A 17,324-nucleotide genomic window follows, 5' to 3' on the forward strand; every position below is an offset into this window, starting at 1 on the left:
GGTAGCAGTTTGACACCCCGAACTCTGGAGTCCTATCGGGACCCCAGCTTGTCGATGCGCTTTTGATGACGACCGCCGTCGAATGCCGTGCTGAGGAACGCTTCGACGCATTCCTTCGCGACCGCCTCGCCGATCAATCGCCCGCCCATCGCCAGAACATTCGCATTATTGTGCTGGCGGCACAGCCGCGCGCCGGTGACATCGTGTACGAGCGCGCAACGGATGTGCGCATGGCGGTTGGCGGCGATCGAAATGCCGATGCCCGATCCGCAGATCAGAATGCCGCGCGCGGCCTTACCGTCCCCGATGGCATCAGCCAGCTTATCCGCGAAATCGGGATAGTCGACGGACTCGGCGCTATCGGTGCCCAGGTCCAGCCAATTCACACCGGGCAGTGCGGCTTTCAGGGCTTCCTTGAGGGCAAAGCCGCCGTGATCGCAGGCAATCGCGACCAAGCGCGTGCTCTCGTCGTTCTCCGCCATTCGCAGTCCCAGGGTTTTGGAGCGGGCGAAGGGAATCGAACCCTCGTATGCAGCTTGGGAAGCTGCCGTTCTACCATTGAACTACGCCCGCGGAGCGCGTGTCCTGCGCCCGTCCTGATTAGCCGAGACGGTGTCCGGCGCCAAGCGGTTTGGCGCGTCAGGCCGGACGGTTATTAACGTCTCGGTAAGATTCCAGGTGCGCCGAATTGTGGCGGTGTTATGATCCCGTGTCTGGGGAGAGACGTGCACTGAGTGGGGCGTGTGCATGGTGGGGCGTGGCTACGCGATATTCGACACGACGATAGGGCGCTGCGGCATCATCTGGAGCAGCACCGGCGTAGTGGCCGTGCAATTGCCAGAGGCGCGGGAGATCGACACCCGCCGCCGGATTTTCCAGGTCGATCCCGAGGCGCGCGAGCAGGCGGTGCCGCTCAACACCGAGCTTGCGATCGAGGGCATCTTGACCCTGCTGCAAGGCAGCGACGCCGATTTTTCCGACGTCAGCCTCGATGCCGGCGACGTGCCGGCCTTCAACCGGCGGGTCTATGAATATGCCTGCACCATCCCGCGCGGCGAGACGCGCACCTATCACGAGATCGCCAAGGCGCTGGGCGCGTCCGGCGCCGCGCATTCGGTGGCGCAGGCGATCGCGAGGAATCCCTACATGATCATCGTGCCCTGCCACCGGGTGCTGGAAGCCGGCGGCTATGCCGACCGGATCTCGCCTTACGGCGGGGTGATCTCCAAGCGGCGGCTGCTGGCGCTCGAAGGCGCCCATCCGATCGCGAGCAAGACGCTGTTCGAGGTGCTGCTGCCCGTTGCCCCGCCGCGCTCGAGCTCCTAAATATCCTGGATGGATGCGACCACGCTGCTGACGTCACAGACGATGACGGTCTCCGAGTTTCGCTGCGACGCGGGACCGGGCGACAAGCCGTTTGCCGAGTGCCGCACCGGTCATTCCATCGCCTATGTCCGCTCGGGGAGCTTTGGCTGCCATTGCCGCGCCGGCTTCTTCGAGCTGGTGGCGGGCTCGCTGCTGGTCGGCGCGCCCGGCGACGAATACACCTGCACGCATGAACACGTCTGCGGCGACGTCTGCCTGTCGTTCTTCTTCAGCGAGGACCTGGTCGAGGCGCTCGGCGGGCGGCGCGAGACGTGGCAGGTCGGCGCGACGCCGCCGCTGCCCGAACTGATGGTGCTGGGCGAGCTCGCCCAGACAGCGGCAGATGGCAACAGCGATCTGGGCCTCGACGAGGTCGGCCAGATTTTTGCGAGCCGCTTCGTCGAATTGGTCTCGGGCAAGCCGCGCAAGCCGGCCACACCGACGGCGCGCGACCGCCGCCGCGCGGTCGAGGCCGCGTTGTGGATCGACGACAATTCGCATGCCGAGATCGACCTCGAGCAGGCCGCGCGCCTGGCGAATTTGAGCCCGTTCCATTTCCTGCGGCTGTTTTCCAACGTGCTAGGCGTGAGCCCGCATCAATATCTGGTGCGGTCGCGGCTGCGGCACGCGGCGCGTCTGCTCACGGACGACGACATCGCGGTCACCGACATCGCCTATGACGTCGGCTTCGGCGACCTCTCCAACTTCGTCCGCACCTTCCACCGCGCCGCCGGCATGTCGCCGACCAGGTTCCGGCAGGCCTCGAAGGGGAAGCGCAAGATTCTCCAAGAGCAGCTTGCCCTCAACTGACTAGGGTCCTCTCCGGCGTGCGCCACGAGCGGCGCGCTTTGCAATGGAGACGACCATGTATGACCATATCGGACTGCGCGTTGCCGACCTCGACGCCGCCACGCGTTTCTATACCGCGGCGCTGGCGCCGCTCGGTTACGTCCTGTGTTCGAGCGGCGACGGCTATGCCGGCTTCGGCCCGAAGGGCGAGCCAGCGCTCTGGCTGCATCTCAACAAGGGCCGCAAGGCCGATGGCGCCCATATCGCGTTTCGCGCCAAGGACCATGACGCGGTGAAGGGGTTTCACAGCGAGGGCCTGAAGAGCGGCGGCCATGACAATGGCGGCGCCGGACCGCGGAAGGATTACAGCCCGACGTATTTTGCGGCGTTCTTGATCGATCCTGATGGCAACAATGTCGAGGCGGTTTGTACGTGAGCCGTCGGAAATCTCGTAGGGTGGGCAAAGCGAAGCGTGCCCACCAATTGCGCGCGACAATGCCGATGAATGGTGGGCACGGCGCGATGCGCCTTTGCCCACCCTACCAATATCGCATTTGAGGAAACTCCCATGGCCTCCATCCAAAACGGCGTCTTCCTCCCCGCCCCGGCCCACGACGTCTGGGACGCGGTGCGCGATTTCGGCGCGCTGCATCAGCGGCTGGTGCCGGGCTTTGTCACCGCGTGCCAGCTCGACGGCGACGCGCGCATCGTCACCTTCGCCAATGGCTCGGTCGCGCGCGAGGTGCTGGTCGATTGCGACGATGCGCGGCAACGGCTGGTCTACGCGATCAACAACGAACGGCTGAAGCATTACAGCGCCTCGGTGCAGGTGATCGCCGACGGCGAAGCGAAATGCCGCCTGGTCTGGATCATCGACATGCTGCCAAACGAGCTTGCGGCTTATGTGCAAGAGCAGACGAAGTCGGCCGTGATTGCGCTGCACAGGGCCTTCCCGCCTCCTTCTACGTGATCCTTCTCACAGAGCCCTGCCCTCATCGGCCGTAACGATGGCCGCGTGCGTCCGGTTGGCCCCGCTCTCCCGGCGGCGCCACGCACGCGAGGAGCATGCCATGAGAGGTGCGGACAAGGTGATCTGCCAGGCAGCTGCCGTGCTGCTGCTGTTTTCGATTTCGAGCGCACCGGCCAAGGCGCAGTTCGCAGGCCTCGGAGGTGCCGGTGGCGAGGACATGATGACCCAGATGGCGCCGATGCTGGAGATGATGAAGGCGAAGATGGGCAAGCGCCGCTTCGCCATGCTGATGCAAACCATGGGCCCGATGATGAGCCGCATGATGGAAAGTGGCGGCGGCGGACTCGGCGGCATGATGGGCGGGTTCGCGGGCGGCAATTTCGGCGGCGGACTCAGTGCGCCCAATTACGGCGGCTACGCGCCGATGGGCGGTGGCACCATCCCGACCGGGATCGGCGGCATGGGCGGCGGCGATATCATGGGCATGCTCGGCGGCGCCGGCGGCGGCGACATGATGGCGATGATCCCGCAATTGATGCGGCTCGCCAATGTCGGCGGCGGTGGCCATCGCCGCCACAAGCATCGCTAGTCCACAACCGACAGCAAAGGCCGAACGGCCGGCTTCGTCTCCCGCGGCCCCCAGCGGGTCAGCACCACGCTGGAGCATGAGAGCAGGCCGAGCACGACCATCGAGTTCGCGGCGAGCCAGAAGAAGTTTTGCGCGGCGGCGTCATGGGTCGACAGCCACCAGCCGCAGGTCGCGATGTAGATGAGGCGCGCGGTCTGGGCCAGCACCGGCCCAATCACTATCGCAGCGCCTTGCGACGAGAAGTACATCGTCGTGGCAAGACCGAAGAAGGCGTAGAACGGTGCCACTGTCGACAGATATTGATGGCTGGTCGCGCGCACCGTGGCGCTGTCGGTGAAAATGTTGACCCAGAGGTCGGGGAACAGCGCGACGAGGCAGGCCGGCGCGCCGACGGCAACGAAAGCGCTCGCGCCCGCGATCCAGGCAATGCGCCGCGCCCGCCCGATGCGGCCGGCACCGACCGCCATGCCGATCATCGGCACCGACGCGATGCCGAACGAGAACGCGATCGAGGTCAGCAAGAATTCGAGCCGCGCGCCAATGCCATAGCCGGCGAGGATCGCGGTGCCAAATTTGGCCAGCATGTGGGTGAAGATCGAGATCGTCAGCACCGATTGCAGCGGCGAGAAGCAGGCGATCGCCCCGACCTTCAGGATGTCGAAAAACATCGCCCATCGGATGCGCAGGCCGCGCAGTTTTGGAACGACGCGTGCGCGACCCGAGAACAGATACCAGCCCATCACGCAGATGTTCATGGAGTAGGCGATCAGCGCGCCGGCCGCGACGCCACGCATGCCAAGCTGCGGGAAGGGTCCGAGCCCCAGACCCAGCGTGCCACCGAGCACGATCTGCCAGACCGCCGAGTTGAGGATCAGAAGCGATGGCAGCTTCATGTTGCCGGTACCGCGCAGCACGCCGGCCATGGTGTTGAGCAGCCAGGGCAGCACGGCACCGCCGAAAAACACCTGCGTGTAGGCGATCGCATGCGTCAGCACATTGCCACGGCCGCCGAGCATCGTGAGCACCTGGGGCCCGAAGATCAGCATGCCCAGCATGAAGACGAGGCCGAAGGTGATGCCGATCAGGAGCGCATGCGCGGCGAGCGTTCCGGCGCGCTCGCGATCGCCGGCGCCGAGCGCGCGTGCGATGGCCGAGGCCACAGCGCCGCCCATGGCACCACCCGACATGGTCATGGTCAGGATCACTGTCGGAAATACCAGCGCCATCGCGGCAAGTGCTTCGACGCCGAGACGCCCGATATAGGAGGTCTCCGCGATCACCACGCAGGTACCGGCGGACAGCGCGACCACGTTCGGCCAGGCGAGTCCCAACAGCGTGCGCAGGATCGGCCCGTCGATCAGCGCGCTCCGCACGGGGCGCGGTGGCGGCGGCAGCGGTCGTTCCTGCTCATCGACCGGGATCTCGGCGATATCAGTCATTTCCTCTCCCGGGCACAAGCGCCATTTGCGGCGCGGCAATGCATAGGTGTGTCAATCAATTTCCTCGCGCGGAAAGCGCGGTGAGCCTTGTTAGCACGGCGGCCGCCGTTTCCTCCTGCGCTAGCTGCAGGCGTGCCCTGCGGCAGCGCATTTCAAGCGGTGGAATTACCCAACCGTCCAGACCAGAGGCGACCGGTCACCTGCGGTCGGGCGCAGGTGCACACCGATATGCCGGCCGCATCCGGCAGCGAGCCCTTCGAACAGCCCCTCCAGCACCTTGGCGCAAGCCCGGTGAGAGTCGGCGACGTCGTCCATCAGCTTCCAGCTCTGCTGATGGATTTCGAACGTGCCTTCGGATCGCGTGGTCTCGGCCGTATCGTCCTGCGCGGCGAACAGCGCGTTGAGGAAGGATGCAAATTCGCTCGCGCCACCGCGCGTCATCGACAGCGCGGCCGCGACCTCATCGAAATACTGCATGCCGATCAGCTTGCCGGTGAGGTGCAGCAGATAGCCAGCGTCTTCCGGCCCGAACAATTGCACCATCACCGGCGCGGCGGTGCGGACATATTCCATCGCGTAGTTGCGATAGGCCTTTTCCAACCGCGGCTTCGGCCAGCTCGACACTGGCAACGCCGGCGCGGTCTTCGCGTCGAACAGCGGTGCTTCCTGATGCCGCGCGAACACCAGGCGCTGGTCGAGCTCGAGCGGATGGTCGTATTGGTGGTAATAGCCTTCGAGGCCGTCCTGGCCGTCGACGCTCTGCTTGGTGCAGACGAAGCCTAGTCTGGTATCGCCGAGCGCGACGCCGTTGTTGGCGTGCCAGCCGCGCAGCATCGCGCGCGAGACCTCGCCCGGCACGCCGCAGATCGCGGTGCCCTTCCAGATCCAGCGCGGCGGCGGATAGCGGATCCAGGCCTTGGTGTCGCTCTCATACATGTATTCGACATGCACGCCGCCGATCCAGTTGGAGAGGTAGTGATATTGCGCAGCCGCGACTGCCGGCGGCAGATGGCTGAGCCCGAGCTTTTGCAAGCCCGGCAGAAAGCGCTCCTGCTGCTGGCGACGGAATACGCGGAAGACGAATTCGGCGGCATCCGCCGTGCCGCGCCGCGTGACCACGGTGAGGATGAGGCCGGTGAAATAGGCGTGGTAGAGGTCGGCGACCGCGCGCCAGCGTTTCCATTGCGCGTCCTGCGCGGCGTCTGCTGCGGTCATGTTAAGTCTCCTCGTTGTTATTATAGTTGGTCTCGCCACATTCTCGCTCCGTCGCCCCGGCGAAGGCCGGGACCCATACCCCCAAGGAGAAGTTGTGGCGCGAAGATATAACTCCGAGTCTTCGCCAAACCACGTCCTGTGGTTATGGGTCCCGGTCTTCGCCGGGACGACAGGCGAGAGTGTGGTTACCTACACCCGGAAATGCTTGCTCAGCTTCAGGCCCTGCGCCTGGTAGTTGGAGCCGATGCGCTGGCCGTACATGGCGTCGGGGCGTGCGAGCATCCTCTCATAGACGAGACGGCCGACGATCTGGCCGTGCTCGAGGATGAACGGCACTTCGCGCGAACGCACTTCCAGCACGGCGCGCGCGCCTTGGCCGCCGGCACCGGCATAGCCGAAGCCGGGATCGAAGAATCCGGCATAGTGCACGCGGAACTCGCCGACCAGCGGATCGAACGGCACCATCTCCGCGGCGTAATCGGGCGGTACCTGCACCGCCTCTTTCGAGGCGAGGATATAGAACTCGCCGGGATCGAGGATCAGGCTGCCGTCGGGACGGGCCGAGATCGGCTCCCAGAAATCCTCGACTGAATAGCCCGAGCGACGATCGACATCGACGACGCCGGTGTGGCGCTTGGCGCGGTAGCCGACGAAGCCCGTGCCCTTCTCGCCGGAGAGATCGACAGAGACGGCGACGCCGCCGGCGAGATCGGCATCGTCGATGTCGACGAGACGCTCGGCGCCATGCAGCGCATCGAGTTCGTCGGCATTGAGGATGGCATCACCGGTGCGGAAGCGCACCTGCGACAGGCGCGAGCCCTCGCGCACCAGCACCGGGAACGTCTTCGGGCTGATCTCAGCATAGAGCGGGCCGTGATACCCGGCGCCGATCATGTCGAAGCGGCGGGTACCGTCGGCGATCACGCGAGTGAAGACGTCGAGCCGGCCAGTCGAGCTTTTGGGATTCGCGGCCGCGACGATCTCCGGCGGCAGCGCGAGGCTTTCCAGCAGCGGCACGATGTAGACGCAGTTGGTCTCCAGCACCGCGCCGTCGGCGAGGCTGAATTCGTGCAGCTTCAACTGGTCGATGCGCTCGGCGACGGTGGCGCCGGGGCCGGGCAGGAAGCTCGCGCGCACGCGATAGGCGATATCGCCGAGGCGCAAATCGAGGCTCGCCGGCTGGATCTGGCTTTCGACGAAATCGTATGCGGGCAGGATGAGGCCCGCTTCCGCCATCGCCGCGATCATGCGGTCGGGCAGGATACCATTGGCGTCGGCAGCAACCGTGAACGTCAACCGGGGGGTCCTCATCAGGGGTCAAATGCATCCGGACATGCGGGAAATACTAGCCTTTTACGGCTATCCGATGGACGCCTTGACGGAAAGGCCATTGCGGAATATGAGCATCACTTATCCCGTGGTGATTTGAGCCGGCCGGCTTGCAGCCACGTTAAATAAGTCGCTAAACAGGCCGGGGACCTCTGTGATCCCGGCCCGTGGAGATATCCAGGCCGGTTTTTTTGTGACCATTTCCGATGGTCACGCAGAGGAGATCCTATGTCGAAGTCCCCGGCGTCCGCCACGCACTACCGTCCCGAAACCCGCCTGGTCCATTCCGGCACCCTGCGCTCGCAATATGGCGAGACGTCGGAGGCGCTGTTTCTGACCCAGGGCTATGTCTACAACAGCGCCGAGGAGTGCGAGGCGCGGTTCAAGGGCGAGGACCCCGGCTTCATCTATTCGCGCTACTCCAATCCGACCATCGCGATGTTCGAGCGCCGCATGATCGAGCTCGAAGGCGCCGAAGCCGCGCGCTCGGCTGCGACCGGCATGGCGGCGGTGACGACCGCGATCCTGGCGCCGCTGAAAGCCGGCGATCACGTCGTCGCCTCGAAGGCGCTGTTCGGCTCGTGCCTCTACGTCATTCAGGACCTGCTGCCGCGCTACGGCATCGAGACCACGCTGGTCGACGGCTTCGATCTCGACCAGTGGCAGCGTGCGCTGAAGCCCAACACCAAGACGTTCTTCCTGGAGAGCCCGACCAATCCGACGCTCGACGTGCTCGACATTCCCTCAATCGCCGAGATCGCGCATAGTGGCGGCGCGCGGCTCGTCGTCGACAACGTGTTCGCAACCCCGATCTGGCAGAGTCCGCTCGCGCTCGGCGCCGATGTTGTCGTCTACTCCGCGACCAAGCACATCGACGGCCAGGGCCGCTGTCTCGGCGGCATCATCCTGTCCTCGGAAGCCTTCATCGCCGAGCACATCCACAATTTCATGCGCCAGACCGGCCCGTCGATCTCGCCGTTCAACGCCTGGGTCCTGCTCAAGGGCCTGGAGACGCTCGGCGTGCGCGTGCGCGCGCAGACCGACACCGCGGCGCGCATCGCCGACGTGCTGGCGAGCCATCCCAAGATTGCGCGGCTGGTCTATCCGGGCCGCGCCGATCATCCGCAGGCGGCGCTGGTGAAGAAGCAGATGCGCGGCGGCTCGACGCTGGTCGGCTTCGAAGTGAAGGGCGGCAAGCAGGCGGCGTTCCGCGTGCTCAACGAGCTCAAGCTTGCGAAGATCTCGAACAATCTCGGCGATGCCAAGAGCCTGGTGACGCATCCGGCCACGACGACGCATCAGCGGCTGAAGCCGGAGGACCGTGCCGCGCTCGGCATCAGCGAGGGCTTCATTCGCTTCTCCGCGGGGCTCGAGCATGCCGATGATCTGATCGAGGATCTGACGGCGGCGCTGGAGAAGGCGTGAGGCGAGCCAAGGGCTCGGTTTCGTAGGGTGGGCAAAGCGAAAGCGTGCCCACCATTCACGATCTCGGTGCCGATAGCTGGTGGGCACGGCGCTTTGCGCCTTTGCCCACCCTACGGCACCGATGTCTACATCGGCCGATAGGTCCGCACGTCCGCCGGCACGTTCACCCCCAGCTTGATCTGGCCGACGGAGTGGATGATGTCGTCGCCGAGCAGCTGGGCGAAGCAGGCATAGCCCCAATCGTTCATGTGCAGGCCGTCGGCGATGACAAAGCTCTCGACCGGAAGCGCCTGCTTCTCGTGCCAGTCGCGCATCACCTCGAAGCGCGGGAAGATGCCGACGTGACGAAGCTCGGCGACCTTGCCGAGCAGCTTCACCATCTTGCTTGCGCTTTCGGGACGCTCGGTGACGCGCGGTGAATATTGCGGGTCGACCAGCACGATGTCGGCATCGCCTGCGGCCTGGATGCGGGTGATGCCGTCCTCGACTATCTTGGCGGTCTCGCCGGGATCGAGATTGCGCAGCACGGCGTTGGTGCCGACCTGCCAGATCACGAGATCCGGATGCACGTCGATCACCTCCGTCTGGAGGCGCTTCATCATCTCGGGCGCGTCCTCGCCGCCGACGCCGGCATTAATGACGGTGATGTCAGCCGTCGGATATTTGCGGCGCAACTGCGCGGCGAGACGGTTCGGATAATTGAAATCGGGCGAGCTCGCACCATAGCCGGCAGTCGACGACGAGCCGAACGCCACGATCACGACGGGCTTGCCGGCGACGAGCTTGTTCGCGACATGCGGCAGCGAGCCCATCGCCTTTGAGCCGCCCTTCGGCGACAGACATGGCACGCGGCTGAAAATATCGCCGGCGGATTTCGCGACCTGCTTCACCTTGTCGATGGCGCGCGAGGTAAGGCCGCGCTGCTCGGCGCCCGGCTGGCTGGTCACGGCGACGGTCGTTTGGGACGGTGATGCCGGTGCGGGATTAGCGGCCTGCTGCGGCGCGGGCGTCGCCTGGGCAGCCTGAGCGTAAGCAGGTGCCTGCACCATAGGCGTCAACGTCAGCAGCGCCGCCGCTGCGGGCGCGGCCAGCCATGTCGACAGACCAAAAGGGCGGAAAGAACTCATTAACGCTAGACCTCAATTTTGCTGCTGGCCCGGCCCCAGATGGGCAGCGTCGATCACGAACTGCGCCAACGCCCGGCCAATGCAATCATGGACCTGCTTCGCCAGCTCAGGGCCGCGGGAGGGGCTGAACAGGTCGAACTGACCCTGATCATTCCACTGCCGCATCATCGCGAAACGGTCGAACAGCGGGACATCATGCTCCTGCGCCACCACCCGCATATTATCGAGATAAGGCGGCGCCGAGATCATGGTTTCGGTACGCGGGCTGTACTGCAAATTCATCAAGACGACGTCAGCCCCTGCATTTTGCAACGCAGCGACCCCTTCGGTCACGGCGCCGCGGAAATCATCAGGATCGATGGATCGGATAGCATCCACGGTCCCGGTCTGCCAGATAACCAAAGTAGGTGTTTTTGCTTCCATCAGCTTAACGAAGGTGCCGGCAGCTTCCTCCGCCGTCTTCTTGCTCTGTATTTCTACGGATACGTGCACGGTCTCCGTGGGCGGCAGCTTGTCCTTCAAAATGGTCTGCATCCGCGCCGGATAGGAGCTGTCCTCGGAAGCGGGAATGGTGGTGGAACGGCTGCCGATCACCAGGATCTCGAGCGGCTTGCCCGATTTGACGGTCTCAGCGACCTTGTGGAGCTGGCTGTCGGTGGCAAGCAGATAAGGCGGCAATTCGCAGGCTGCGGGCGCAGCAGGCACGGCATCGCCCGCGCGCGCCAAGGGCGCGGCGAGACCACCGCACAGCAGGATCAGGCTCAGGAGAACCCTCGCCTTCATCAGCCCCCTCCCGCCAGATCGGCGTTGCCGGCGGCGGCTTTGGTTTTCGTACCGCTCTTGTCGGCCACACGCTTGTACCACGAAATCACCCAGGCCACCGCCCACATGATCAGGATTCCGGAGAGACTAATCAGCGCATGCATGGCCGGTCCACCGGAGACCTCGGCCAGGATGAAATGGCCGGCAAAGGCCAGGAAGATGCCGAGGCAGAAGATCTCCAGGGAATGCTGGCCGCACAGGATCAGCGGCCGCAACCATGGCGATTTCAGGCCCGGCCATTCCCGCGGCAGGAAGCGCACGGTGAGCGCGGCCAGCGCCAGGAAATGCGTGAAGCGCAATACGTCGAGGTCGGTCTTGTCGATCGGATACATCCACTGCTCGAGCCGCTTCGGCATGAATTGCGAGAGCTGCGGCACGTACCAGGTCAGCGTCACGTAGAACGCCGCCACGATATAGGCGATCGAAATCCACATCGTCACGGGCGACGCCAGAATGCGCGACATGCGTCGCGCACCTCCGAGCGCGCACCAGGCCCCGAACACGAAAAGCAATTGCCAGGCCAGCGGATTGAACGCCCAGAATCCGTTCGGGTAGGCGGAGAAGTAGAGGTCGAATTCCCAGGTCACCGCATAGAGCACGGACGAGAGCGCGAGCGTGACGTCGGGCCGCCACTTCATCGACCACAGGATCAGCGGCAGCGCCAGCATCAGCACGATGTAGAGCGGTAGCACGTCCATGTTGACGGGACGGAAACGCAGCAGCAGCGCCTGCACGATGGTGACGTCGGGCTGCTTGAGGAAATCCATGATGCCCATCTCTTCGGTGTAGAGCGGGTTCTCGAAGCTGGTCGCGACGTAGGAGATCTCGGCGAGGAAGATCGTGAACAGGAAGACGTGGGCGACATAGATCTGCCAGACCCGGCGCAGGATGCGCGCGGTGCCGACGACGAATCCGTTTTCCAGCATCGCGCGGCCGTAGACGAAGGCGGCGGTGTAGCCGGAGATGAAGATGAAGATCTCGGTGGCGTCGCTGAAGCCGTAATTGCGGATCGTGAACCAGGTCAAGAGATTCGGCGGCAGATGGTCGATGAAGATCAGCCACAGCGCCAGGCCCCGGAACAGGTCGAGCCTGAGCTCGCGCTCGCCGATGGCGGGCAGTGTGATCGCCGGCGCACGCAGCTTTGCTGCCGCGGGCCTGGCCGTCCCCGCGGTTCCCGCGATCGTCGATCCCGTCACTTGATCGGCAATGGTCATCGGGGCCCAAAAACCCTTCCGCAAATCGCGACGTTCAAAGGAGTGTACCGGTCCGGTCGCCGCCTCGCAAAGCGGCCGGATCACATTGGGGTCTACTTCTTCGTGAATTCTGGCGGGACGATGTCGGCAGGGCCGCCTGCGGCGTTTGGTTCCCGGCGGGGTTTTCGTTATGATGACGGCCATGTACCGCGCCGTGACCCGCCAGATCGAAGTGACCGTCGAGCCGAACTTTGTTCCGGAGCAGTCGTCGGCCGACCGCTCCCGCTATTTCTGGGCCTATACCATCGTCATCACCAATTCCGGCGACGAGACCGTGCAGCTCAAGACGCGGCACTGGATCATCACCGACGCCTCCGGCCGGCAGCAGGAGGTCAAGGGCGAAGGCGTGGTCGGCGAGCAGCCGACTCTGGCCCCCGGCGAGCGCTTCGAATACACCTCCGGCGTACCCTTATCGACCGCCTCCGGCTTCATGACCGGCCGCTACCAGATGGTCAGCGAAACCGGCGAACGTTTTGAAATCGACGTCCCGACGTTTTCGTTGGACAGCCCGGATAACAAGCGGGTTTTGAATTAGCGCGGGTGGCGGTGCTACGCGTCCTCGACGCCCGCCTCATCCGGCGTGAACTCGTACACCGATGAGCAGAACTCGCAGGTCACGACGACCTTGTCGTCCTTAACCATCGCGGAACGGTCGTCCGGCGAGAAGCTTTTCAGCATCGAGGCGACCGCGTTGCGCGAGCAGGAGCATTGCGCCTTCAGGACGAGCGGTTTGAACACGCGCACGCCGCGCTCGTGGAAGAGTCGGTAGAGCAACCGCTCGCCAGAGAGATCGGGATCGATCAGCTCGACATCCTCGACGGTTTCGATCAGCGAGCGCGCCTCGACCCAGGCGTCGTCTTCCGCGACGCTGTGTACCTCGACGCCATCGGGCGCGTCACCGGGATGGAGATCCGCCTGCCGCGCGCGCTCGGGCGCCTTCGGCAGGAATTGCATCAGCATGCCGCCCGCACGCCAACGATGCTTGCCGCCGTCGCTACTCCGCCACTCCTCGCCGACCGCGAGCCGCACGCGCGTCGGGATCTGCTCGGAGCGCAGGAAATATTCGTGGGCGGCATCTTCCAGGCTGCCGCCATCGAGCGCGACAAGACCCTGGTAGCGGCTCATGTCAGGCCCCTGGTCGATGGTCATGGCGAGATGACCGCGGCCGAGCAGCGTGCCGGAATCCTTGGCATCACCGAGCCGCTCGGCATCGAAGCGCGCATAGGCACGCAGGCGATCCGGCGCCTGGTAGTCCACCACCAGAAACGACACCGGACCGTCGGTCTGGGCCTGGAGGATGAAGCGGCCTTCGAATTTCAGCGCCGAGCCGAGCAGCGTCGTCAGCACGATGGCCTCGCCGAGCAGCTTGCCGACCGGCGCCGGATAATCGTGCTTGGTCAGGATCTCGTCGAGCGCGGGGCCAAGCCGCACCAGCCGCCCACGCACATCGAGCGCGTCGACCTCGTAGGGCAGCACGGCGTCATCAATGGGAACCGCGGATGGCGCGCGAACCGGGCCCTCTGGCCCGGTTTTCATGTCAGGGGATTGGGAAACCATGGCGCTTTATCTGGGGTCGGAGAGTGGAAATGGAAGGGGGTACGAGGGCCCCTCGGACGTGCGTAGACCGCACGAATGAAGCACAAACTCAGTGTCGTCCTGGCGAAAGCCAGGACCCATAACCCCAGCGAGGAATTGTGGCGCACGCCGGCAATCGCCAATCTTCACCAAACGCAAGCCGGTGGTAATGGGTCCTGGCTTTCGCCAGGACGACACCAACACCGCGCCCCGCTACTTCACCGCGTCAAAACACCAGGCCAAAATGCCCTTCTGCGCGTGGAGGCGGTTCTCGGCCTCGTCGAACACGACCGATTGCGGGCCGTCGATCACCTCGTCGGTGACCTCCTCGCCGCGATGGGCGGGCAGGCAGTGCATGAACAGCGCATCGGGTTTGGCCAATGACATCAGCTTGGAATTGACCTGATAGGTCTTGAGCACGTTGTGGCGGTGCTCGCCTTCCTTGTCGCCCATCGACACCCAGGTGTCGGTGACGACGCAATCGGCACCCTTCACGGCGGCTTCCGCATCGGTGCCGAGCACGATCGGCGCGTTGGTCGCCTTGATCCAGTCGCGCATCACCTTCTTCGGGGCGAGCTCCGGCGGGGTTGCGACATTCAGCTTGAACTTGAAGCGCTCGGCCGCATGAGCCCAGGACGCCAGCACGTTGTTGTCGTCGCCGGTCCAGGCCACCGTCCGGCCCTCGATCGGGCCGCGATGCTCTTCGTAAGTCATGAGGTCGGCCATCACCTGGCAGGGATGCGAGCGCCGCGTCAGGCCGTTGATCACGGGCACGGTGGCGTAGGCCGCAAGCTCCAGCAGCGCCTCGTGATTGAGGATCCGGATCATGATGGCGTCGACATAGCGCGACAGCACGCGCGCGGTGTCGGCAATGGTCTCGCCGCGGCCGAGCTGCATCTCAGCACCGGTGAGCATGATGGGCTCGCCGCCGAGCTGGCGCATGGCAACGTCGAACGAGACGCGCGTGCGGGTCGACGGGCGCTCAAAGATCATCGCCAGCGTCTTGCCCTCGAGCGGCCTGACCGGCTGATGCGCCTTCTGCTTCGCCTTCATGGCGGAGGACGCCGCGAGCATGCTCTTGAGCTCCGACAGCGGCAGCTCGTTGATGTCCAGGAAGTGTTTTGGCGTCTTGCTCATCAGCTTGCCGCCCGCTTGTTGCCGGACAGCGCAGTGCAGGCGCGCTCGAGCCGCCCAACGCTGTCCTCGATCTCGGCTTCGGTGACGATCAAGGGCGGCAGGAAGCGCACGACATTGTCGCCGGCGCCGACGGTGAGCAATTTTTCGTTGCGGAGCGCTGCGACCAGGTCACCCGACGGCACCACGGCCTTGATGCCGATCAGCAGTCCCTCGCCGCGGACTTCGCTGACGACATCGGGATGGCGGTCGATCACGGAAGCAAGTTTCTGCTTGAGCAGCAGCGACATCTTCTGCACGTGGTCGAAGAAGCCGGGCTTGAGCATGACATCGAGCACGGCGTTTGCGGCCGAGATCGCCAGCGGATTGCCGCCGAAGGTCGAGCCGTGCGAGCCGGGCCCCATGCCGGAGGCCGCATCCGCGGTCGCGAGCACTGCGCCGATCGGGAAGCCGCCGCCGAGCGCCTTGGCCAGCGACATCACATCAGGCGTGACGCCGGTACGTCGATGAGCGAAGAGATCGCCGGTGCGGCCCATGCCGGTCTGCACTTCGTCGAACGCAAGCAGCAGACCCTTCTCGTCGCAGAGCTGGCGCAACGCCTTGAGAAAAGACGGCGTCGCCGAACGCACGCCGCCCTCGCCCTGGATCGGCTCGATCAGGATGCCGGCGGTCTGCGGACCGATCGCCTTCTTCACGGCCTCGATGTCGCCATGCGGAATCTGGTCGAAACCGTCCATCGGCGGACCGAACCCTTCGAGATATTTTGCAGACCCCGTCGCAGCCAGCGTCGCCAGCGTGCGGCCGTGGAAGGCGCCTTCGAAGGTGATGATGCGGTAGCGCTCCGGATGTCCCTTGGAGAAGTGATGATGGCGGACCAGCTTGATCACGCCCTCCAGCGCTTCAGCGCCGGAATTGCAGAAGAAGACGAAGTCGGCAAAGCTCTCGTTGCAGAGCCGGTTCGCAAGCTTCTCGCCATCCGGGCTCTGGAACAGGTTCGACATGTGCCAGAGCTTGGTCGCCTGCTCCTGCAGCGCCTTGACCAGCGCGGGATGGGCATGGCCGAGCGCATTCACCGCCACACCCGAGGTGAAATCGAGATAGCGATCGCCATTGGTCGCGATCAACCAGACGCCTTCACCGCGCTCAAAACCGATGTCGGCCCTGGCGAAAACGGGGAGCAAATGCGGCGCTGCGCTGTTAGTCATGACGGTCACTTGAATGTTGCGGACGGTGTGAGCGTGCATTGCGCAACGCACCATTGACCGGCCTGAAAACGAAACGTGCCGCCTTTTAAGGGCGGCACGCATGACTATCTTAGGCCTGGTGAAACGGGTGTCAATGCCGCCCGAAAGCCTCGCGAAATGCTGAATCCGTAGTCTTGCGGTGGCGAATTTGCGAGATTTTCCGCCACGGAACATGTGGAAGCGACTCGGCGGACTCTTGCGCGTGAGTCACGCCATATTGTAGCGTTTGGTTTGTCAGATACGACATCTCGTGCAGCGGTTCTGATCCCAAGAGTCCTCATGTACCGGCGTAAACGTTCGGGCGTCTCATTGCGCCCGGCGAGCCTTAAGGGATTCTGGCGGCACGGGTTTTTCGAGGCTTAGGCATTCGTCGTGCGGCCCCAGGATGGTAGGCGCGCGACGAAGGAAAGGGTGCAATGACCGTTTTGACCTGGTCGGATGATCGCGTCGAGCAGCTGAAAAAGCTCTGGGAGGCCGGACTGTCGGCCAGCCAGATCGCCGCTGAGCTTGGAAATGTCACCCGCAACGCCGTGATCGGCAAGGTGCACAGGCTCGGCCTGTCCGGCCGCGCCAAGAGCCCGTCTTCGGCAGCTCCGCGGCCGCGCAAGGCACGTCCCGCGCAGCACATGATGCGGGTGAGCAGGCCCATCGCGCGCGGCAACACTGCGCTGGCGCAGGCCTTCGAGGTCGAGGTCGAGGCTGAACCGGTCACCTACGACAACGTGGTGCCGATGAGCCAGCGGCTGTCGCTGCTCGAATTGAACGAGGCAACCTGCCATTGGCCGGTCGGCGATCCCTCGAGCCCGGATTTCTTCTTCTGCGGCGGCAAGGCGCTCTCCGGGCTGCCCTACTGCGCGCAGCACTCGCGGGTGGCGTATCAGCCGGCAGCGGATCGTCGCCGTGCGGCACCAAAGCCGGGACCGCGGTGAGTTAGCTGATCTGGCTGATTGCAGCCGTTACATGATGACGGCTCAACACGTCCGATGTCGTCCCGGACAAGCGCGCCAAAAGCGCGCGCAGATCCGGGACCCATAACCACCGCAAGATG

General features: G+C 64.5%; 18 protein-coding genes, 1 tRNA gene and 1 riboswitch. Of the genes, 8 read left to right on the plus strand and 11 right to left on the minus strand.

Annotated elements, in window-relative coordinates; translation table 11 throughout:
* Positions 1-32: 32 nt before the first annotated feature.
* Both rpiB and YUA_RS0124840 read right to left on the minus strand, forming a co-directional pair.
* Positions 33-482 carry a ribose 5-phosphate isomerase B gene (rpiB, locus tag YUA_RS0124835; RefSeq protein ID WP_027533115.1) on the minus strand — a complete coding sequence of 150 codons (450 nt, stop codon included), beginning with the start codon at positions 480-482 and terminating at the stop codon, positions 33-35.
* Between the two features lie 17 nt (positions 483-499).
* Positions 500-573, minus strand: a tRNA-Gly gene (locus YUA_RS0124840).
* A 174-nt stretch (positions 574-747) separates the two neighbouring features.
* Here YUA_RS0124840 and YUA_RS0124845 point away from each other — a divergent pair.
* The 5 genes from YUA_RS0124845 to YUA_RS0124865 all read left to right on the plus strand — a co-directional run bounded on the left by YUA_RS0124845 (position 748) and on the right by YUA_RS0124865 (position 3,713).
* On the plus strand, positions 748-1,326 hold the full coding sequence (locus tag YUA_RS0124845; RefSeq protein ID WP_027533116.1) for a methylated-DNA--[protein]-cysteine S-methyltransferase: 579 nt from the start codon (positions 748-750) through the stop codon (positions 1,324-1,326).
* 9 nt (positions 1,327-1,335) lie between these two features.
* A complete protein-coding gene (locus YUA_RS0124850) occupies positions 1,336-2,175 on the plus strand; it encodes a helix-turn-helix transcriptional regulator (RefSeq protein WP_027533117.1) in 840 nt (279 codons plus the stop codon).
* A 55-nt stretch (positions 2,176-2,230) separates the two neighbouring features.
* Entirely contained in the window at positions 2,231-2,590 is a 360-nt protein-coding gene (locus YUA_RS0124855; RefSeq protein ID WP_027533118.1) for a VOC family protein, read from the plus strand.
* Between the two features lie 132 nt (positions 2,591-2,722).
* Positions 2,723-3,124 (plus strand): SRPBCC family protein, encoded by a 402-nt coding sequence (locus tag YUA_RS0124860; RefSeq protein WP_027533119.1) that lies wholly within the window; start codon positions 2,723-2,725, stop codon positions 3,122-3,124.
* Between the two features lie 100 nt (positions 3,125-3,224).
* Positions 3,225-3,713, plus strand: coding sequence for a hypothetical protein (locus YUA_RS0124865; protein ID WP_027533120.1), 489 nt, complete (start codon positions 3,225-3,227; stop codon positions 3,711-3,713).
* Here YUA_RS0124865 and YUA_RS0124870 read toward each other — a convergent pair.
* The 3 genes from YUA_RS0124870 to YUA_RS0124880 all read right to left on the minus strand — a co-directional run bounded on the left by YUA_RS0124870 (position 3,710) and on the right by YUA_RS0124880 (position 7,663).
* Positions 3,710-5,152, minus strand: coding sequence for an MATE family efflux transporter (locus tag YUA_RS0124870; protein WP_027533121.1), 1,443 nt, complete (start codon positions 5,150-5,152; stop codon positions 3,710-3,712). The two genes, YUA_RS0124865 and YUA_RS0124870, sit on opposite strands and share 4 nt — an antisense overlap.
* Positions 5,153-5,317: 165 nt before the next feature.
* On the minus strand, positions 5,318-6,367 hold the full coding sequence (locus YUA_RS0124875; RefSeq protein WP_027533122.1) for a hypothetical protein: 1,050 nt from the start codon (positions 6,365-6,367) through the stop codon (positions 5,318-5,320).
* A 189-nt stretch (positions 6,368-6,556) separates the two neighbouring features.
* Complete coding sequence (locus YUA_RS0124880; protein ID WP_027533123.1) at positions 6,557-7,663, minus strand: 2'-deoxycytidine 5'-triphosphate deaminase; 1,107 nt, start codon at positions 7,661-7,663, stop codon at positions 6,557-6,559.
* 111 nt (positions 7,664-7,774) lie between these two features.
* Positions 7,775-7,854: riboswitch (SAM riboswitch) on the plus strand.
* Between the two features lie 70 nt (positions 7,855-7,924).
* On the opposite strand from YUA_RS0124880, the gene YUA_RS0124890 reads away from it, so the two are divergent.
* A complete protein-coding gene (locus YUA_RS0124890) occupies positions 7,925-9,121 on the plus strand; it encodes an O-succinylhomoserine sulfhydrylase (RefSeq protein ID WP_027533124.1) in 1,197 nt (398 codons plus the stop codon).
* A 125-nt stretch (positions 9,122-9,246) separates the two neighbouring features.
* Here the strand turns inward: YUA_RS0124890 and YUA_RS0124895 are convergent, their stop codons facing one another.
* From YUA_RS0124895 to YUA_RS0124905, 3 genes are read right to left on the minus strand one after another with little or no spacing between them, the layout of a single operon-like run.
* On the minus strand, positions 9,247-10,248 hold the full coding sequence (locus tag YUA_RS0124895) for an SGNH/GDSL hydrolase family protein (RefSeq protein WP_027533125.1): 1,002 nt from the start codon (positions 10,246-10,248) through the stop codon (positions 9,247-9,249).
* 12 nt (positions 10,249-10,260) lie between these two features.
* Positions 10,261-11,031, minus strand: coding sequence for an SGNH/GDSL hydrolase family protein (locus YUA_RS0124900; protein WP_027533126.1), 771 nt, complete (start codon positions 11,029-11,031; stop codon positions 10,261-10,263).
* Positions 11,031-12,284, minus strand: coding sequence for an OpgC domain-containing protein (locus YUA_RS0124905; RefSeq protein WP_027533127.1), 1,254 nt, complete (start codon positions 12,282-12,284; stop codon positions 11,031-11,033). Before YUA_RS0124905 ends, YUA_RS0124900 begins: the two co-directional genes overlap by 1 nt.
* A gap of 181 nt (positions 12,285-12,465) precedes the next feature.
* On the opposite strand from YUA_RS0124905, the gene apaG reads away from it, so the two are divergent.
* Positions 12,466-12,858, plus strand: coding sequence for a Co2+/Mg2+ efflux protein ApaG (gene apaG / locus YUA_RS0124910; RefSeq protein WP_027533128.1), 393 nt, complete (start codon positions 12,466-12,468; stop codon positions 12,856-12,858).
* A gap of 14 nt (positions 12,859-12,872) precedes the next feature.
* On the opposite strand, the gene YUA_RS0124915 is transcribed toward apaG, so the two are convergent.
* The 3 genes from YUA_RS0124915 to YUA_RS0124925 all read right to left on the minus strand — a co-directional run bounded on the left by YUA_RS0124915 (position 12,873) and on the right by YUA_RS0124925 (position 16,237).
* A complete protein-coding gene (locus tag YUA_RS0124915) occupies positions 12,873-13,880 on the minus strand; it encodes an Hsp33 family molecular chaperone (RefSeq protein WP_027533129.1) in 1,008 nt (335 codons plus the stop codon).
* Between the two features lie 231 nt (positions 13,881-14,111).
* The gene (gene argF / locus YUA_RS0124920) at positions 14,112-15,035 is read right to left on the minus strand and encodes an ornithine carbamoyltransferase (RefSeq protein WP_027533130.1); all 924 of its coding nucleotides are present in this window, start codon (positions 15,033-15,035) and stop codon (positions 14,112-14,114) included.
* Positions 15,035-16,237, minus strand: a complete 1,203-nt coding sequence (locus YUA_RS0124925) for an aspartate aminotransferase family protein (RefSeq protein WP_027533131.1) — start codon at positions 16,235-16,237, stop codon at positions 15,035-15,037. Before YUA_RS0124925 ends, argF begins: the two co-directional genes overlap by 1 nt.
* A 455-nt stretch (positions 16,238-16,692) precedes the next feature.
* Between YUA_RS0124925 and YUA_RS0124930 the strand changes: the two genes are divergently transcribed.
* Positions 16,693-17,205, plus strand: coding sequence for a GcrA family cell cycle regulator (locus YUA_RS0124930; RefSeq protein ID WP_027533132.1), 513 nt, complete (start codon positions 16,693-16,695; stop codon positions 17,203-17,205).
* The last annotated feature ends 119 nt before the right edge of the window (positions 17,206-17,324 follow it).

Origin of the sequence: Bradyrhizobium sp. WSM3983, from assembly GCF_000473045.1 — a bacterium.
GTDB lineage: Bacteria > Pseudomonadota > Alphaproteobacteria > Rhizobiales > Xanthobacteraceae > Bradyrhizobium.

Excerpts from the sequence above, each read along its gene's own strand:
- apaG (WP_027533128.1), top strand. The coding sequence starts at position 12,466 with ATGTACCGCGCCGTGACCCGCCAGATCGAAGTGACCGTCGAGCCGAAC.
- YUA_RS0124875 (WP_027533122.1), bottom strand. The coding sequence starts at position 6,367 with ATGACCGCAGCAGACGCCGCGCAGGACGCGCAATGGAAACGCTGGCGC.
- YUA_RS0124845 (WP_027533116.1), top strand. The coding sequence starts at position 748 with ATGGTGGGGCGTGGCTACGCGATATTCGACACGACGATAGGGCGCTGC.
- YUA_RS0124865 (WP_027533120.1), top strand. The coding sequence starts at position 3,225 with ATGAGAGGTGCGGACAAGGTGATCTGCCAGGCAGCTGCCGTGCTGCTG.
- YUA_RS0124850 (WP_027533117.1), top strand. The coding sequence starts at position 1,336 with ATGGATGCGACCACGCTGCTGACGTCACAGACGATGACGGTCTCCGAG.
- YUA_RS0124895 (WP_027533125.1), bottom strand. The coding sequence starts at position 10,248 with ATGAGTTCTTTCCGCCCTTTTGGTCTGTCGACATGGCTGGCCGCGCCC.
- YUA_RS0124860 (WP_027533119.1), top strand. The coding sequence starts at position 2,723 with ATGGCCTCCATCCAAAACGGCGTCTTCCTCCCCGCCCCGGCCCACGAC.
- YUA_RS0124890 (WP_027533124.1), top strand. The coding sequence starts at position 7,925 with ATGTCGAAGTCCCCGGCGTCCGCCACGCACTACCGTCCCGAAACCCGC.
- YUA_RS0124930 (WP_027533132.1), top strand. The coding sequence starts at position 16,693 with ATGACCGTTTTGACCTGGTCGGATGATCGCGTCGAGCAGCTGAAAAAG.
- rpiB (WP_027533115.1), bottom strand. The coding sequence starts at position 482 with ATGGCGGAGAACGACGAGAGCACGCGCTTGGTCGCGATTGCCTGCGAT.
- YUA_RS0124900 (WP_027533126.1), bottom strand. The coding sequence starts at position 11,031 with ATGAAGGCGAGGGTTCTCCTGAGCCTGATCCTGCTGTGCGGTGGTCTC.
- YUA_RS0124915 (WP_027533129.1), bottom strand. The coding sequence starts at position 13,880 with ATGGTTTCCCAATCCCCTGACATGAAAACCGGGCCAGAGGGCCCGGTT.
- YUA_RS0124870 (WP_027533121.1), bottom strand. The coding sequence starts at position 5,152 with ATGACTGATATCGCCGAGATCCCGGTCGATGAGCAGGAACGACCGCTG.
- YUA_RS0124905 (WP_027533127.1), bottom strand. The coding sequence starts at position 12,284 with ATGACCATTGCCGATCAAGTGACGGGATCGACGATCGCGGGAACCGCG.
- argF (WP_027533130.1), bottom strand. The coding sequence starts at position 15,035 with ATGAGCAAGACGCCAAAACACTTCCTGGACATCAACGAGCTGCCGCTG.
- YUA_RS0124925 (WP_027533131.1), bottom strand. The coding sequence starts at position 16,237 with ATGACTAACAGCGCAGCGCCGCATTTGCTCCCCGTTTTCGCCAGGGCC.
- YUA_RS0124855 (WP_027533118.1), top strand. The coding sequence starts at position 2,231 with ATGTATGACCATATCGGACTGCGCGTTGCCGACCTCGACGCCGCCACG.